Genomic DNA, 15,625 nt, shown 5'->3' with positions numbered 1-15,625 from the left:
GCGCCCGCTCACTTGCGCACCTGCTCGGCGAGGGCGAGGGCGGCCCGGGCCATCTCGGCGGTGGCCTCGACGTCGGTCATCAGCAGCGGGACGGCCCGGCAGGCGATCCCGGCGGCTTCGACGGCGGCGACCGAGGCCTGGTCGGCGGTGTCGACGAGCCAGCCGTCGATGAGTGCGGAGCCGTAGTTCAGTGCGACCGCCTCCGCGGTGGCCTCGACGCCGACGGCGGCGAGCACCTTGTCGGCCATGCCGCGCACCGGGGCGCCGCCGATGATCGGGGAGAGCCCGACGACGGGGGCGGGGGCGGCGGCGACGGCCTCCCGGATGCCGGGGACGGCGAGGATGGTGCCGATGGAGACGACCGGGTTGGACGGCGGGAAGAGGATGACGTCGGCGGCGGCGAGGGCCTCCAGGACGCCGGGCGCGGGCTTCGCGGTGTCGGCGCCGACCGGGATGATCGCCTCGGCGTCGACGGCGGCGTGCAGCCTGACCCAGTACTCCTGGAAGTGGATCGCCCGGGTGCCCTGCTCGTCGGTGATCCGCACGTGGGTCTCGACCCGGTCGTCGCTCATCGGCAGCAGCCGTACGCCGGGCTTCCAGCGCACGCACAGCGCCTCGGTGACCTGGCTGAGGCTGTAGCCGGCGGTGAGCATCTGGCTGCGGACGAGGTGGGTGGCGAAGTCGCGGTCGCCGAGCCCGAACCACTCGGGGCCGACGCCGTACTCCTTCATCTCGGCCTTGATCGACCAGGTCTCGTCGGTGCGGCCCCAGCCCTGCTCCTCGTGGATGCCGCCGCCGAGGGTGTACATCACGGTGTCGAGGTCGGGACAGACCTTGAGGCCGTAGAGGTGGATGTCGTCGCCGGTGTTGCCGATGACGGTGATCTCGTCCTGCGGTCCGACCGCCGCGAGGAGTCCGCGCAGGAAGCGCGCTCCGCCGATTCCGCCTGCCAGTGCCACGATGCGCATGGGTTCATCCTGCCACGGTCCGACTGCCCGTCAGCCCGGTCGCCGGCCCGGTCGTAGGTCCGGTCGCCGGCGGGTGCGACGGCCGGGCTGACGCGGGCGGGTGCTCAGTGTGCCTCGGCCTGGGCCTGCGGGTGCTGCTCGGGGACGGCGGTGCCGCCGTACTGGTTCATCTCGGTGAGGCCCGGGGTGTAGAGGTGGATGGAGACGGCGGGTTCGAGCGTGCCGTTGACCACCTCGTGGAGGTAGCCGGAGGAGAAGACCCGCTGCCCGCCGGGGCGCAGGGTGCGGGCTCCCTCGCCGGCGCGGGTGAGCGAGCGCTCGATCAGCTCGCCCTGGACGACGGTCATCACGCCGGAGGACTCGCCGTGGTCGTGGAAGCCGCTGCTCTGGCCGGGCAGCCAGCTGAGCAGCCAGACCTCGTAGCCGGGGCCGGTCTCCAGCCGGGCGTACCAGCGGGTGAGCGCGTCGTAGCGGACCAGGGGTTCCCAGCGGGCGCGGTCGGCGGCGATCTCGCGGATCAGCCGGGCGTGGCCGGCCACGGTGGTGGGGTGGCGGGGCAGGTCGGTGCGGGCCAGGTGCGGGAAGGCGAGCGGGTCGCCGGCGATGGAGACGTCGCTGAGGCCGTCGGTCCAGCCCCGGGCGGGCGAGGCGGGCGCGGTGGGGGAGGGGCTTCGGCGGGCGAGTTTGTTGCGGTCGCGGTTCCGCTTGCGGATGCGGGTCATACGCACGGGAGTCGTCCTCGGAGTGGCGGCTGGTTCGTCGGGGATCAGCCGGATCCGGGATGTCCTGGGACGGGAATCGCGGGCGGCCTCTGTGCTTCCTGGGGGCGGCGCGCGGTGGGACGCGGGCGCCTAGATACAGCAGGAGCAGAGGCGACAACAAGAGTTCACGGCACGGCGGAGCGTGGAACCGCTCCGGGGGCTGGCGAACTCTGACATGGGGGAAAGGAGACCGCATCCGTGGGGCCGGTGTCAAACACAGGGATGCGGCATTCGAGAGGGTTACGCCAAGAAGTTGCCCGGATGGGGTGATAAATCACGCTCTATGTTTCGATGGGAAGATCGCCGGGAAGGCAGGGCGATGACCGGCCTGTGATGGTGACCGAGCGTCACTCGCCGAAGGGTTGTGGCTGGTTCGACGCCGTTCAGGGCTTTCGGATCGAAGGTCCAATGTGTCCGAATATGTACACTATTCGTAACGGCTTGGTGCCGGGGAGTGAATCCTCGCCCCAATACCAGAGCTCGGCTTGACTGAGCCAGAGTGACGCAACTGTAATTTCACTCGTGTCGTCGGCCGCACGAGGCAACGGCAACCACGGGGACGCCAAGTAGGGGCAGAGGAGGCGCGCCACATGAGCGAGCTCTTTGAGCTGTTGATCGGTGACGGCATCGCGGAGGAGGAAGAGGAACTCGGTTGGCAGGAGCGCGCGTTGTGCGCCCAGACCGACCCCGAGTCCTTCTTCCCCGAGAAGGGCGGCTCCACGCGCGAGGCCAAGAAGGTCTGCCTCGCCTGCGAGGTCCGTTCGGAATGCCTGGAGTACGCCCTCGCCAATGACGAGCGGTTCGGCATCTGGGGCGGCCTCTCCGAGCGCGAGCGCCGCCGGCTCAAGAAGAGCGCGGTCTGACCGGGGCGGCCGCCGACCCCCGCTGACCCTTCGACAACCACACGGCAGTACGGGCGCCTCACCGCGGCGGTGGGGCGCTTTCGTGTTCCCTGCCGGCTCTTCACCGGTCCCGCACCGGCACCGCGGACGAAGCCGCCATCCGGAGCCGTTAGTGTGGTGCGCCATCCGGTTGCCGTTCACCGGCTGTGTCCACCGAGAACTGAGGCCCGCGCACTCGATGACCGTCTACAGCCACCAGAGCGGCTTCACCGCTGCCAGGCCGCCCGCCTACCCGCGCCACCTGGTCACCGCGGTGATCGTCTCGCACGACGGGGCCCGCTGGCTGCCGCAGGCCCTCGCCGGCCTGCTCGGCCAGGACCGCCAGGTCCAGCGGGTGCTCGCGGTCGACACCGGTTCCACCGACAACTCTCCGCAACTGCTGGCGGACACCCTCGCCGACTGGCTGCCCGAGAGCGGCCCGCTGCTCCTCGGCCGCCGGGCCGGCTTCGGCACCGCCGTCGCCGAGGCCGTCTTCAGCAGCCCGCCGCTGCGCCCGGAGGACCTGCCGTACCGGCTCGACCCCTCCGGCTACGACCCGGTCACCGGCGGCTGGGACGACTTCGGCGACCCGCTCGCCCAGGAGGACGACCTCGGCCGCGGCGGCCCGCGCGAGACCCAGCCCGTCGAATGGCTCTGGCTGCTGCACGACGACTGCGAGCCGCAGACCGACGCGCTGCGCCGGCTGCTCCAGGTCGCCGACTCCACCCCCAGCGCCGCCGTGGTCGGCCCCAAGCTGCGCAGCTGGTACGACCGCCGCCAGCTGCTGGAGGTCGGCGTCACCATCGCCCGCTCCGGCCGCCGCTGGACCGGCCTCGACCGCCGCGAGCAGGACCAGGGCCAGCACGACCAGGTCCGTCCGGTGCTCGCCGTCTCCAGCGCCGGCATGCTGGTGCGCCGCGACGTCTTCGAGGAACTCGGCGGCTTCGACAAGGCGCTGCCGCTGATGCGCGACGACGCCGACTTCTGCTGGCGGGTCAACGCCGCCGGCCACCGCGTGGTGGTCGCTCCCGACGCCGTGCTGCGGCACGCCGAGGCGGCCAGCCGCGAGCGCCGCGCCATCGACTGCGGCCCCGCCCACCCGCACCGGGTGGACAAGGCCGGCGCCGTCTACACCCTGCTCGCCAACTGCAAGGGCGCGCTCTTCCCCTACGTCCTGCTGCGGCTGGTGCTCGGCACCCTGCTGCGGGCCGTCACCAACCTGCTCGGCAAGGACCCGCGCCAGGCCTTCGACGAGCTCACCGGCCTCGGCCACGAACTCGTCCGCTTCCCCCGGCTGCTGGCCGCGCGCAAGCAGCGCGCCCGCACCCGGGCCGCCGACGCTCTGGACGACCGCACGCTCTTCCCGCCGCCCGGCGCCACCGCCCGGCTCGCCGTCGAGGGCGTGATCGGCTCCCTCGGCATAGGGGGAGGGGACGACACCGGCCGGCACGGCACGGTCGAGGCCGGGCCGGGCGGCGAGGACGACGAGGACCTGGTCGTCGAGCAGTTCACGCTGATCAAGAAGCTGGCCCGGCGTCCGGCGCCGGTGCTGTTCGCGGCCCTGCTGGTGTTCGCCCTGATCGCCTGCCGCGGCCTGTTCGGCAGCGGCGAGCTGTTCGGCGGCGCCCTGCTGCCGGCCACCGACGGCGCCGGCGGCCTCTGGTCGATGTACGCGGACGCCTGGCACCCGATCGGCACCGGCTCCGCCGCCGCCGCGCCGCCGTACCTCGGCGTGCTCGCGGTGCTGTCCTGGGTGCTGTTCGACCACGCCGACCTCGCGCTCACCCTGCTGGTCGTGCTCACCGTGCCGCTGTCCGCGGTCAGCGCCTACCTGGTGTCCCGGCCGCTGCTGGACTCCAAGCTCGTCCGGGCCTGGGCCAGCGCCGCCTACGCGCTGCTGCCCGCCGCGACCGGCGCGCTCGCCCAGGGCCGGATCGGCACCGCCGTCCTCGCCGTGCTGCTGCCGCCGCTGGCCCGCGCCGCCGCGATCGCGGCCGGTCTCGGCATCCGCGACGAGAGCGCCGCCAAGGGCGCCCGCCCGGGGTGGCGGCCGGTCTGGATGACCGTCCTGCTGCTCACCCTGGCCACCTCCTTCGTGCCGTTGACCTGGGCGCTCGCCCTGCCGCTGTGCCTGGCGACGCTGGTCGTCGCGGTGGTCCGCGGCGGTGCTTTCGGCTCGGGCGGCGCCGCGCTGCGCCTGCTCGGCCTGCGCGTCCTGGTGATCCTCGCGCTGCCCGTCCTGGTGCTGGCGCCGTGGTCGCTGTCGGTGCTGGCGCACCCGCAGTGGCTGCTGCTGGAGGCCGGCCTGCCCGGCCTGCACGGCACCGGTGCGAGCGCGGCCGGCCTGCTGCTGGTCAACCCGGGCGGCGCCGGGGTGCCGCCGGTCTGGCTGTCGGCCGGCGTGGTGCTCGCCGCGCTCGCCGCACTGCTGCGCGCCGACCGCCGCCGTGCGGTGCTGTCCGCCTGGGGTGCGGCCGGTGCGGGTCTGGTCTTCGCGGTCGCGGTGGCGGGCACCTCCGTCACCCCGGCCTCCGGCGGCCCGGCGGTGCCCGCCTGGGCCGGCCCGGCCTCGCTGATCGCCGGGATCGCCCTGCTGGCGGCCGCCGCGATCGGTGCCGACGGCGCCAACGCCCGAGTGGCCGGGATCGCCTTCGGCTGGCGCCAGCCGGTGGCCGCGCTGGTGGTGGCCGCCGCGGTGCTGGCCCCGCTGGGCACCGGCCTGTGGTGGGCGCTCACCGGCGCCGGCAAGCCGCTGCACCGGGCCCAGGCCGGCCAGGTGCCCGCGTTCATCGCGGAGGAGGCCGGCACCACCGACCGCTCCCGCACCCTGGTCGTCACCGGCGACCCGGGCGGCGGCGCGGTCCGCTACACCGTGGTCCGCGGCGCGGGCCTGACGCTCGGCCAGGCCGAGTCCACCGTCGACCCGGCGACCGGCACCCAGGACGGCCTGAACAAGATGGTCGGCAGCCTGCTGGCCGGTTCCGGCGCCGACCAGGCCGGGGCGCTCTCCGGCTACGGCATCGCCTACGTGCTGGTCCAGCAGTCGGTGATCGGCACCTACAAGGACGTCCTGGACACCACCCCCGGTCTGGTCAAGGCCAACCAGGACGGCGACTCCGCGCTCTGGCAGGTCACCGGCGCCCCCGCCGTCCGTGCGGTGATCACCGCCCCGGGCGCCGCCCCGGTGGTCGTCCCGGCCGGGGCCCGCGACCTCACCGCCACCGTCCCGGCCGGCCCGGACGGCCGGGTGCTGCGGCTCGCCGAGTCCGCCGCACCCGAGTGGAAGGCCACCGTGGGCGGCACCGCGCTGGAGTCCGTCACGGTCGACGGCTGGGCGCAGGGCTTCAAGCTCCCGGCCGGCGGCGGCAAGCTGACCGTCACCCGGGAGGACGGCTTCGCGCACACCGGCTGGATCTGGGCCCAGGTGCTGCTCGGCCTGACCGTCCTGGTGCTGGCCCTGCCCGGACGCCGCAGCCACAAGGACGACGACCTGCCCGAGGAGGTGGTGGCCGCCGCCGCGCTGGCCGCCGCGGCCCAGGCGCAGGCGCCCGCCCCCGGCAGCCGCCGGGCCCGCCGGATGGCCGAGCGCGGCGAGGGCGGCGAGGACGGCGGGGTGTACGAGGGCCCGCCGGGCGCGATCCCGGCGCAGCCGGCCGGCGAGCCGATGGCCGAGGCGGTCCAGGCGGCCGCCGCCGTCCAGGAGACCGAGCCGTACGCCGACCCGTACCAGACGTACCAGCAGGCCGACCCGTACAGCTACGACCAGTACGCGGCCCAGCAGCCGGTGGCCGCGCCGTACGGCGGCCAGGGGTACGACGGCCAGGGCTACGAGGGCTACCAGCCGCAGGCGTACCCGCAGCAGGGCTACGAGCAGCAGGCGTACCCGCAGGAGCAGCAGTACGGCTACGAGCAGCAGCCCTACCAGCAGACGGAGCACCAGCAGCCGTGGGTGCCGGGGCAGCCGCAGGCCGAGCCCTACTACGACCCCAACGACCCGAACGACCCCAACGGCACGGGCCGGTACCTGCACCAGCACGGATCGGGGAGCTGACCCGCGATGAAGAAGCCCGCATTCAGGAAGAAGTCCGCGCCCGAGGCCGTCGAGCCGACGGAGGCCGCCGAGGCCGCCGAGTCCGGGCAGTCCGGGCAGCCCGGGCCCGCCCCGGCCCAGGCGCCGGAGCCTGCGGCCTCCGCCCGGCCGGCGGGGCGGTCCGGGGGCACCAGGACCACGCAGTCCCTGCTGGCCGCGGCCGTCGTGCTCGCGGCGGTGTTCGGGATCGCCGAGACGCGCCCGCCGGCCGCCCCCGCCAAGGCGGACGGCGGCGTCGCCCCGACCACCGCGCAGGTCGAGCGGACGGCGGCGGTCTGCCCGCAGCCGCTCCAGGGCCTGACCGGCTCGACCACGCTCACCGCCTACACCCCGCCCGGGGCGGGCGGCGCCACCGGCGGGGCCGGCTGGCTCTCCGACGCCGCCGCGCCCGCGACCCCGCCGACCACCGCCCCCTCCGCCCCGGCGTCCGGCGCCCCCGCCGCGCCGTCCGGCTCGGCCGCTCCGGCCGCTCCGGACAAGGGCGCCGCGCCCGCCGACGCCCGGCTGACCCTGGCCAAGCCCGGCGCCCCGGCCACCGGCCCGGCCGCCAACGGCGACACCGCGCCCGGCACCGGGGCCGTCGCCACCGGCGCTCTCGCCCCCGGCTTCACCGTCACCCAGACCACCGTGGTCACCGAGCAGCGCGGCCTCGGCCTGTCCGGCCTCACCTGCACCCCCGCCGGGACCAGCTTCTGGTTCGCCGGGGCCAGCACGGCCGGCGACCGGGTCGACTACGTCAGCCTGGTGAACACCGAGTCCTCCGCCGCCGTGGTCGACATCAAGCTGTACGGCGACAAGGGCCTGATCGAGAACGACGCCGCCAACGGCATCACCGTCGCCCCCGGCAGCTCCCAGTCCGTGCTGCTGCCGACGATCAGCAAGGGCGCGGTCAACGACCTCGCCGTGCACGTGGTCGCCCGCAGCGGGCGGGTCGGTGCCGCGCTGCACGCCGCCGACGGTGCCAAGGGCGCCGACTGGATCCCGGCCTCGGCCGAACCGGCGGCCACCCAGGTGCTGCCCGGCCTGCCCGCCGACACCTCCGCCGCCCACCTGGTGGTCTGGGCGCCGCCGGAGGACGACGCCGACCTGAAGATCCAGCTCTCCGGCAAGAACGGCTGGTTCACCCCGGCCGGCAACGAGTCCATCCACATCAAGGCGGGCATGGTGGCCGCCGTCGACCTCGGCAAGGTCACCCGCGACGAGGTCGCCGGGCTGCGGCTGTCGCCCACCGACGACAAGCACCCGACCCGGGTCGTGGCGGGCCTGCGGGTCGACCGGGCCGGGGGCGGCGGCAAGAGCGACGCGGCCTGGCTCACCGGCACCGGCCCGGTCGGGGCCCGCGCCACGGTCGCCGACAACCGGGCCGGCGCGTCCACGCTGTTCCTGACCTCCGCCGGCGACGCCGCCACCGTCCGGGTCACCGCCTCGGCCGGCAGCGGCGGCGGCACCCCGGTGAGCAAGGACGTCCAGCTGCCGGCCGGCGGCACGGTCGCCCTCCCGGCGCCCGAGCCCGGTGGGCTGAACGGCAGCTTCGCGCTCACCGTCGAGACCGTCTCCGGCGGCCCGGTGATGGCCGCCCGGATGCTCTCGCTGCCCGCCAAGGACGTGCCGATGTTCACCATCCAGGCGCTGCGCGACGACCACAGCACCGTCAGGGTCCCGCGGGCCGGCCAGGATCCGGGCGTCGTCCTGCGCTGACCGGTCGGACGGGGCGGTACCCGGCAGGCCCGGGTACCGCCCCGTCCGCGTGCTCAGTCCTCGTCGTAGCGCGGGTCGATGGCGTCCGGGGACAGTCCCAGCAGCTCCGCCACCTGCTCGATCAGGATCTCGTGCACCAGCGCCGCGCGGTCCTCGCGGGTCTTCGCCCGGATCTCCACCGGCCGCCGGTACACCACGATCTGGCTCTTGCGCCCCTGCTTGCCCGGCAACACCCGCCCCAGCGGCACGCCGTCCTCGCCGTCGGCCGCGTCGGGCTCGTGCAGCGGCACCTCCTGGACGGCGAACTCCACTTCGATCAGCTGCGGCCAGCGCCGTTCAAGACGCTCCACCGATTCGCGCACGTAGTCGTCGAACAGTTCGGAGCGGGTGAGCGAGATCGGCACCTGTGGCGGCGCCAGCGGGCCGCGCAGCCCCCTGCCGTGCCGGTCGCGATGCCGGGGACGGCGCGAGGGTCCCGTCGATGACTGCGGTGCAGAGCTGTCCATATCACTGCCGAGGGTAGTCCTTGGACGGTCGGAAGTGGACTACTCCGACGGGGAAACGCCCGGGGCGGCGGAGGCGTGGACCGGCGTGCGGACCGCGACACGGCACACCCGCCGGACAGGCGGTCTTCGCTCCCCGGCGAGGAGTGCGGTACCGTCCACCCTCGTGAGCTCTGTACGTCGTTGTTCGCGGACCGCGTGCGGCCGGCCGGCCGTCGCGACGCTGACGTACGTCTACGCGGACTCCACCGCCGTCCTGGGCCCGCTCGCCACCTACGCCGAGCCGCACTGCTACGACCTGTGCGCCGAGCACGCCGAGCGCCTCACCGCCCCGCGCGGCTGGGAGGTCGTCCGGTTGGCCGCCGAGGCCGGGCCGCTGCGCCGCAGCAGTGACGACCTGGAGGCCCTCGCCAACGCCGTCCGCGAGGCCGCCCGGCCGCAGACCCCCCGTCAGGGCCGCGGGTCCGAGGGCGAGTCCACCGAGGGCGGCCGCCGCGGCCACCTGCGCGTCCTGCGCTCGCCGGACAACTGACGCCGCACAGCCGACGCCGTACCCCGCCCGGGCCTGCACCGGGCGTTCGTCCGACTTGGGTACGCTGCCCGTCTAGCGTCACCGCGGACCGTCGACCGAACGGGCGGTGACCCCGACGTATCGTGACCGTGGGCGGCCAGCCGCCGATCACACGCACACCGACCAGTACAGAGACCAGGGTGGAGCCGCAGTGCGCGACCTCAAGCAGCTCGTGAAGGCCTACGACGTCCGAGGCGTCGTCCCGGACCAGTGGGACGAGCACCTGTCCCGGGCCTTCGGCGCCGCGTTCGTGCAGGTCACCGGCGCGTCCGCGATCGTCGTCGGCCACGACATGCGCCCCTCCTCCCCGTCGCTCACCCGGGCGTTCGCCGAGGGCGCCGCCGCCTACGGCGCCGACGTGGTCCAGATCGGCCTCTGCTCGACCGACCAGCTCTACTACGCCAGCGGCAAGCTCGACCTGCCCGGCGCGATGTTCACCGCCAGCCACAACCCGGCCCAGTACAACGGCATCAAGCTGTGCCGGGCCGGCGCCGCCCCGGTCGGCCAGGACACCGGCCTCGCCGAGATCCGCGAGCTGGTCGAGTCCTGGACGGGCGAGGACGACACCGTCACCGTCCCGGCCAAGGACGTCAAGCCCGGTGCGCTGTCCGAGCAGGACACCCTGCGCGGCTACGCCGACCACCTGCTGGGCCTGGTCGACCTCACCGCGATCCGCCCGCTCAAGGTCGTCGTGGACGCGGGCAACGGCATGGGCGGCCACACCGTGCCGACCGTCTTCGACGGCCTGCCGATCGAGCTCGTCCCGATGTACTTCGAGCTGGACGGGACCTTCCCCAACCACGAGGCCAACCCGCTCGACCCGAAGAACATCGTCGACCTCCAGGCCAAGGTCCGCGAGGTCGGCGCCGACCTCGGCCTGGCCTTCGACGGCGACGCCGACCGCTGCTTCGTCGTCGACGAGCGCGGCGAGCCGGTCTCCCCGTCCGCCATCACCGCCCTGGTCGCCGCCCGCGAGATCGCCCGCGCCCAGGCCGCCGGCGAGGCCGAGCCGACCGTCATCCACAACCTGATCACCTCCTGGACCGTCCCCGAGGTGGTCCGCGAGCTCGGCGCCAACCCGGTGCGCACCCGGGTCGGCCACTCCTTCATCAAGCAGGAGATGGCCGTCACCGACGCCGTCTTCGGCGGCGAGCACTCCGCGCACTACTACTTCCGCGACTTCTGGCGCGCCGACACCGGCATGCTGGCCGCGCTGCACGTGCTGGCCGCGCTCGGCGGGCAGCCCGGCACGCTGTCCGCGCTCACCGCCGAGTACGACCGCTACGCCGCCTCCGGCGAGATCAACAGCACCGTCGCCGACCAGGCCGCCAGCACCGCCGCCGTCCGCGCCGCCTACGCCGGCCTGGAGGGCACCACCGTCGACGAGCTGGACGGCCTCACCGTGGCCGGCCCGGACTGGTGGTTCAACCTGCGCGCCTCCAACACCGAGCCGCTGCTGCGCCTGAACGCCGAGGCCAAGGACCCGGCGAAGATGGCCGAGCTGCGCGACGGCGTGCTCGCCATCGTCCGCGCCTGACCGAGGCCTCCTGTGCCCCGGCCGGTAGGGTTGCCTATCGGCCGGGGCACCGCCGTGCCACCCCCCGACTTTTGGAGAGCCCCATGAAGCTCGAATCCTTCCTGCTGGAGATCCTGGTCTGCCCGCAGTGCCGGGCCGCGCTCACCGAGGGCGGCACCGAGGAGCAGCCCGAGCTGCTCTGCACCGGCGCGGACTGCGGCCTCGCCTACCCGGTCCGGGACGGCATTCCGGTCCTGCTGGTGGACGAGGCCCGCCGCCCGGCCTGATCCTTGGGGCGAAGCCCCCACCCCGCCAGCCCAGCGCGCACAGGACAGCAGCCGGAGGCCCGCCGCATGCTCGACGACACCCTGCTCGACGACCCGGCCGCCCTGCAGCGCGCCGACCGCGACCGCGCCCTGCTGGCCCTGGCCGGCGCCGGCGCGCGGGTCCGCACCGCGCTGCGGCTGGCCGACGCGGCCGGCCTGGACCGGCTGCGCCCGGACGGCCGCCCGCGCGCCGTCCTGGTCGCGGGCCACGGCAGCGCCCTGACGGCGGGCGAGATCCTGACCGCGCTGGCCGGCCACGCCGGCCTGATCACCACGCTGCCGCCGACCGAGGCGGCCGCCCCGCGCGCCGACCGGGCCGGCGCGCCGCCCGCCTTCACCGCCGGGCTCGGCTGGCAACTGCCCGGCTGGGCCGGCCCGCTGGACCTCCTGGTGGTCAGCTCCGCCGACGGCGGCGAACCGGGCCTGGTCGGCCTCGCCGAGCAGGCCTACGCGCGCGGCTGCGCGATCGTGGTCACCGCTCCGGCGGGCAGCCCGCTGGCCGAGGCCGCGCTGCAGGTGCGCGCGCTGCCGCTGCCGTACGTGGCCTCCGCGCTGCCCGAGGACGAGGCGCCCGCCGGCCCGGCCGCCGAGCCGGACCTCCCCGCCGAGGACCCGGCCGCGCTGTGGTCCCACCTCGCCCCGCTGCTCGCGCTCGCCCAGAAGATCGGCATCACCCAGCTGCCGTACGACGCGCTGCCGGCCGTCGCCGACCTGCTGGACGCGACCGCCGTCCGCTGCCGCCCCGACGCCGCCGCGTACACCAACCCGGCCAAGGGCCTGGCCGCCCGGCTGGCCGGGACGGTCCCGCTGCTGTGGGCCGAGGGTCCGATCGCCGGGGCCGTCGCCACCCGCTTCGCCGCCCAGCTCGCCGAACGGGCCGGCCGCCCGGCGCTGGCCGGGCCGCTGCCGCAGGTGCTCACCGCCCACCGCGGTATGTTCACCGGCCAGTTGGGCGCGGGCGCGGACCCGGACGACTTCTTCCGCGACCGGGTCGACGAGCCGGATCCGCTGCACCTCCAGGTCCTGCTGCTGCGGCACGTCCCGGGGGCGCCCGGTGCCCAGTCCGGTGTCCGTCCCGGCGGCGCGCCCGAGGAGCAGGGCGGGCCGGCCGAGGTGCCGGAGGACGACGCGGGCCCGCGCAGCTTCGGCGTCACCCGCGCGCACCGGCTGGCCGGCGCCCACGACGTCCGGCTGACCGAGTACGCGACCAGCCGGCCGGACCCGCTGCACGCGCTCGCCGACCTGGTCGCGCTGACCGACTTCGCCGCCGTCTACCTCGGGCTCGCCGCCGCGCAGTCCTGAGCCGCGCCGCACGGCCGGTACGGTAAGCGCTCGACGGAGCAGCGCGACCAGCCATTGCGGCGGAGGGACCCGAAGCATGAGTACAGAAGGCGGCACCAAGGCACTGGTCGCGGCACTGTCCGCGAACCTGGCGATCGCGGTGGCCAAGTTCACCGCCTTCGGCTTCACCGGCTCCTCGTCGATGCTGGCCGAGGGCGTGCACTCGGTCGCCGACTCGGGCAACCAGGTGCTGCTGCTGATCGGCGGCAAGCGGGCGCGCCGGGAGGCGGACGAGGAGCACCCGTTCGGGTACGGCCGCGAGCGCTACGTCTACGGCTTCCTGGTGGCGATCGTCCTCTTCAGCGTCGGCGGCCTGTTCGCGATCTACGAGGGCTGGCACAAGGTCAACCACCCGGAGAAGCTGGACTCCTGGGGCTGGGCGGTCGGTGTGCTGCTCTTCGCCGTCGCGATGGAGGGCTGGTCCTTCCTCACCGCGATGCGCGAGTCGGCGAAGGCCAAGGGCGGCCAGGGCTGGGTGCAGTTCATCCGCACCGCCAAGGCCCCGGAGCTGCCGGTGGTGCTGCTGGAGGACGCCGGCGCGCTGATCGGCCTGGTGCTCGCGCTGCTCGGCGTCTCGCTCACCGTGATCACCGGCGACGGCGTCTGGGACGGCGTCGGCACCCTGGGCATCGGCGTCCTGCTTGTGGTGATCGCGGTGGTGCTCGCCCTGGAGACCAAGTCGCTGCTGCTCGGCGAGTCCGCCGACCGGGATTCGGTGCGCCGGATCCGCGAGGTGCTGGTGGACGGCGAGGCCGTCACCGGCGTGATCCACATGCGCACCCTGCACCTGGGGCCGGAGGAACTGCTGGTCGCCGCCAAGATCGCGGTCAACGCGGAGGACAGCGCCGCCCGCGTCGCGCAGGCGATCGACGCGGCGGAGGAGCGGGTCCGGGCCGCCGTCCCGATCGCGCGGGCGATCTACCTGGAGCCCGACGTCTACAGCGCCGAGAAGGCCGCCGCGGGCGAGGACCCGGCGGCCACCCCCGGCGGGCCCGGGCCCGGCGCCTCGCACTGACCGGCGCCGGTCCGCCCCTGGCCGGGGCCGGCCGGGGGCGGACCAGGGGGCCGGCTGGGATCCGCTTGAGGACCCGTCCGGTCCGAGGCCGAAATCGCTCATCGGCGGACGGCCGGTGGGGCCGCCGGTGTAGATTCGTCACCAGAGCCAGAACGTCGCTGCTGATGGCGGTTGATCGGCGGTCCGCCCCTGTGGGGTGTGCCCCGGTCGAGGGAGAGAGGTCCTCCGACGGTTTGTGCTGCGCAGCAGGGAACCGGTCCAGCACCACGGATCCGGCCGCCCCGGCGTAGCCGTGCACCCGTACGGCCCCGCCCCGCTGCGACCGCACACACAGGACCTTGGCCACGCCCACCCCATCAGCGAGGAGCAGACGCATGTCGACCGACACCACCGGTGACTTCAAGGTCGCCGACCTTTCCCTGGCGCCGTTCGGCCGCAAGGAGATCCAGCTGGCCGAGCACGAGATGCCCGGCCTGATGTCGATCCGCGCCGAGTACGCCGAGTCGAAGCCGCTGACCGGCGCCCGCATCACCGGCTCGCTGCACATGACCGTGCAGACCGCCGTCCTCATCGAGACCCTGACCGCCCTGGGCGCCGAGGTCCGCTGGTGCTCCTGCAACATCTTCTCCACCCAGGACCACGCGGCCGCCGCCATCGCGGTCGGCCCGGAGGGCACCCCGGAGAACCCGCAGGGCGTGCCGGTCTTCGCCTGGAAGGGCGAGACCCTGGACGAGTACTGGTGGTGCACCGAGCAGGCCCTGACCTGGCCTGACGGCAAGACCCCGAACATGATCCTGGACGACGGCGGCGACGCCACCCTGCTGATCCACAAGGGCGTCGAGTTCGAGAAGGCCGGTGCCGCGCCGGACCCGTCCACCGCGGACAACGACGAGTTCCGGATCATCCTGGAGCTGCTCAACCGCACCCTCAAGGACTCCCCGAACAAGTGGACCGAGGTCGCCGCCACCATCAAGGGCGTGACCGAGGAGACCACCACCGGTGTCCACCGCCTGTACGAGATGCACCGTGACGGCCAGCTGCTGTTCCCGGCGATCAACGTCAACGACTCGGTCACCAAGTCGAAGTTCGACAACAAGTACGGCTGCCGCCACTCGCTCATCGACGGCATCAACCGCGCCACCGACGTCCTGATCGGCGGCAAGGTCGCCGTCGTCTGCGGCTACGGCGACGTCGGCAAGGGCTGCGCCGAGTCGCTGCGCGGCCAGGGCGCCCGCGTCATCGTCACCGAGATCGACCCGATCTGCGCGCTCCAGGCGGCGATGGACGGCTACCAGGTCGCCACCCTGGAGGACGTCGTCGAGACGGCCGACATCTTCATCACCACCACGGGCAACAAGGACATCATCATGGCCTCCCACATGGCCCGGATGAAGCACCAGGCCATCGTCGGCAACATCGGCCACTTCGACAACGAGATCGACATGGCCGGCCTGGCGCAGCTGCCCGGCGTGGTGAAGACCGAGGTCAAGCCGCAGGTCCACGAGTGGCGCAAGGCGGACGGCCGCACCATCATCGTCCTCTCCGAGGGCCGCCTGCTGAACCTGGGCAACGCGACCGGCCACCCGTCGTTCGTGATGTCCAACTCCTTCGCGAACCAGACGATCGCCCAGATCGAGCTGTTCACGAAGACCGAGCAGTACCCGATCGGCGTCTACGTGCTGCCCAAGCACCTGGACGAGAAGGTCGCCCGGCTGCACCTCGACGCGCTCGGCGTGAAGCTGACCACCCTGAGCCAGGACCAGGCCGACTACATCGGCGTCCCGGTCGAGGGCCCGTACAAGGCGGATCAGTACCGCTACTGATGCGGTGAACCGCTACTGACGCGGTGCGGCGTACGCCGGTGGGGGGGGGACCGGGGAGGGGGGGGTGGGGGCCGGGGGGGTTGGGGGGGCGTGTGTGGGGGGCAAGGAGAGCGGTGGTTCCCTCTGCTGCGT

General features: G+C 74.2%; 12 protein-coding genes. 9 read left to right on the top strand and 3 right to left on the bottom strand.

Going from position 1 to position 15,625, the window contains the following annotated elements:
* Positions 1-8 precede the first annotated feature (8 nt).
* Positions 9-968 carry a 2-phospho-L-lactate transferase gene (gene cofD / locus ACFVX9_RS34310; protein ID WP_363377420.1) on the bottom strand — a complete coding sequence of 320 codons (960 nt, stop codon included), beginning with the start codon at positions 966-968 and terminating at the stop codon, positions 9-11.
* Between the two features lie 104 nt (positions 969-1,072).
* Positions 1,073-1,690 (bottom strand): cysteine dioxygenase, encoded by a 618-nt coding sequence (locus tag ACFVX9_RS34305; protein ID WP_387985643.1) that lies wholly within the window; start codon positions 1,688-1,690, stop codon positions 1,073-1,075.
* A 629-nt stretch (positions 1,691-2,319) separates the two neighbouring features.
* Here ACFVX9_RS34305 and ACFVX9_RS34300 point away from each other — a divergent pair.
* The 3 genes from ACFVX9_RS34300 (at position 2,320) to ACFVX9_RS34290 (ending at position 8,398) form a co-directional block, all read left to right on the top strand.
* Positions 2,320-2,592 carry a WhiB family transcriptional regulator gene (locus ACFVX9_RS34300; protein ID WP_063349134.1) on the top strand — a complete coding sequence of 91 codons (273 nt, stop codon included), beginning with the start codon at positions 2,320-2,322 and terminating at the stop codon, positions 2,590-2,592.
* A 217-nt stretch (positions 2,593-2,809) separates the two neighbouring features.
* A complete protein-coding gene (locus ACFVX9_RS34295) occupies positions 2,810-6,661 on the top strand; it encodes a glycosyltransferase (RefSeq protein WP_387985595.1) in 3,852 nt (1,283 codons plus the stop codon).
* A gap of 6 nt (positions 6,662-6,667) precedes the next feature.
* Positions 6,668-8,398: a DUF5719 family protein gene (locus ACFVX9_RS34290; RefSeq protein WP_387985592.1), complete on the top strand. Its 1,731-nt coding sequence runs from the start codon at positions 6,668-6,670 to the stop codon at positions 8,396-8,398.
* Between the two features lie 53 nt (positions 8,399-8,451).
* On the opposite strand, the gene ACFVX9_RS34285 is transcribed toward ACFVX9_RS34290, so the two are convergent.
* Positions 8,452-8,904: a metallopeptidase family protein gene (locus tag ACFVX9_RS34285; RefSeq protein WP_079135840.1), complete on the bottom strand. Its 453-nt coding sequence runs from the start codon at positions 8,902-8,904 to the stop codon at positions 8,452-8,454.
* An 85-nt stretch (positions 8,905-8,989) separates the two neighbouring features.
* Between ACFVX9_RS34285 and ACFVX9_RS34280 the strand changes: the two genes are divergently transcribed.
* The 6 genes from ACFVX9_RS34280 (at position 8,990) to ahcY (ending at position 15,493) form a co-directional block, all read left to right on the top strand.
* A complete protein-coding gene (locus ACFVX9_RS34280) occupies positions 8,990-9,433 on the top strand; it encodes a DUF3499 domain-containing protein (protein ID WP_079136306.1) in 444 nt (147 codons plus the stop codon).
* Between the two features lie 190 nt (positions 9,434-9,623).
* Positions 9,624-11,009 carry a phosphomannomutase/phosphoglucomutase gene (locus tag ACFVX9_RS34275; protein ID WP_380377363.1) on the top strand — a complete coding sequence of 462 codons (1,386 nt, stop codon included), beginning with the start codon at positions 9,624-9,626 and terminating at the stop codon, positions 11,007-11,009.
* 83 nt (positions 11,010-11,092) lie between these two features.
* Positions 11,093-11,275 (top strand): Trm112 family protein, encoded by a 183-nt coding sequence (locus tag ACFVX9_RS34270; protein ID WP_063349138.1) that lies wholly within the window; start codon positions 11,093-11,095, stop codon positions 11,273-11,275.
* Positions 11,276-11,341: 66 nt separating this feature from the next.
* Positions 11,342-12,616 carry an SIS domain-containing protein gene (locus tag ACFVX9_RS34265; protein ID WP_380343738.1) on the top strand — a complete coding sequence of 425 codons (1,275 nt, stop codon included), beginning with the start codon at positions 11,342-11,344 and terminating at the stop codon, positions 12,614-12,616.
* Between the two features lie 76 nt (positions 12,617-12,692).
* Positions 12,693-13,670: a cation diffusion facilitator family transporter gene (locus tag ACFVX9_RS34260; RefSeq protein WP_387985587.1), complete on the top strand. Its 978-nt coding sequence runs from the start codon at positions 12,693-12,695 to the stop codon at positions 13,668-13,670.
* Positions 13,671-14,044: 374 nt separating this feature from the next.
* Positions 14,045-15,493, top strand: coding sequence for an adenosylhomocysteinase (gene ahcY / locus ACFVX9_RS34255; RefSeq protein WP_363377427.1), 1,449 nt, complete (start codon positions 14,045-14,047; stop codon positions 15,491-15,493).
* Positions 15,494-15,625: the final 132 nt, after the last annotated feature.

This window comes from Kitasatospora sp. NPDC058243, from assembly GCF_042882025.1.
Taxonomy (GTDB): Bacteria; Actinomycetota; Actinomycetes; order Streptomycetales; family Streptomycetaceae; genus Kitasatospora.
Note: the sequence above shows the minus strand (reverse complement) of the source record. Positions and strands in the feature narration are given on the sequence as shown.

What these genes read in the sequence shown, in the direction of transcription:
- cofD (WP_363377420.1), bottom strand. Translation starts at nt 968, where the DNA reads ATGCGCATCGTGGCACTGGCAGGCGGAATCGGCGGAGCGCGCTTCCTG.
- ACFVX9_RS34260 (WP_387985587.1), top strand. Translation starts at nt 12,693, where the DNA reads ATGAGTACAGAAGGCGGCACCAAGGCACTGGTCGCGGCACTGTCCGCG.
- ACFVX9_RS34300 (WP_063349134.1), top strand. Translation starts at nt 2,320, where the DNA reads ATGAGCGAGCTCTTTGAGCTGTTGATCGGTGACGGCATCGCGGAGGAG.
- ACFVX9_RS34265 (WP_380343738.1), top strand. Translation starts at nt 11,342, where the DNA reads ATGCTCGACGACACCCTGCTCGACGACCCGGCCGCCCTGCAGCGCGCC.
- ACFVX9_RS34305 (WP_387985643.1), bottom strand. Translation starts at nt 1,690, where the DNA reads ATGACCCGCATCCGCAAGCGGAACCGCGACCGCAACAAACTCGCCCGC.
- ACFVX9_RS34290 (WP_387985592.1), top strand. Translation starts at nt 6,668, where the DNA reads ATGAAGAAGCCCGCATTCAGGAAGAAGTCCGCGCCCGAGGCCGTCGAG.
- ACFVX9_RS34295 (WP_387985595.1), top strand. Translation starts at nt 2,810, where the DNA reads ATGACCGTCTACAGCCACCAGAGCGGCTTCACCGCTGCCAGGCCGCCC.
- ACFVX9_RS34270 (WP_063349138.1), top strand. Translation starts at nt 11,093, where the DNA reads ATGAAGCTCGAATCCTTCCTGCTGGAGATCCTGGTCTGCCCGCAGTGC.
- ahcY (WP_363377427.1), top strand. Translation starts at nt 14,045, where the DNA reads ATGTCGACCGACACCACCGGTGACTTCAAGGTCGCCGACCTTTCCCTG.
- ACFVX9_RS34285 (WP_079135840.1), bottom strand. Translation starts at nt 8,904, where the DNA reads ATGGACAGCTCTGCACCGCAGTCATCGACGGGACCCTCGCGCCGTCCC.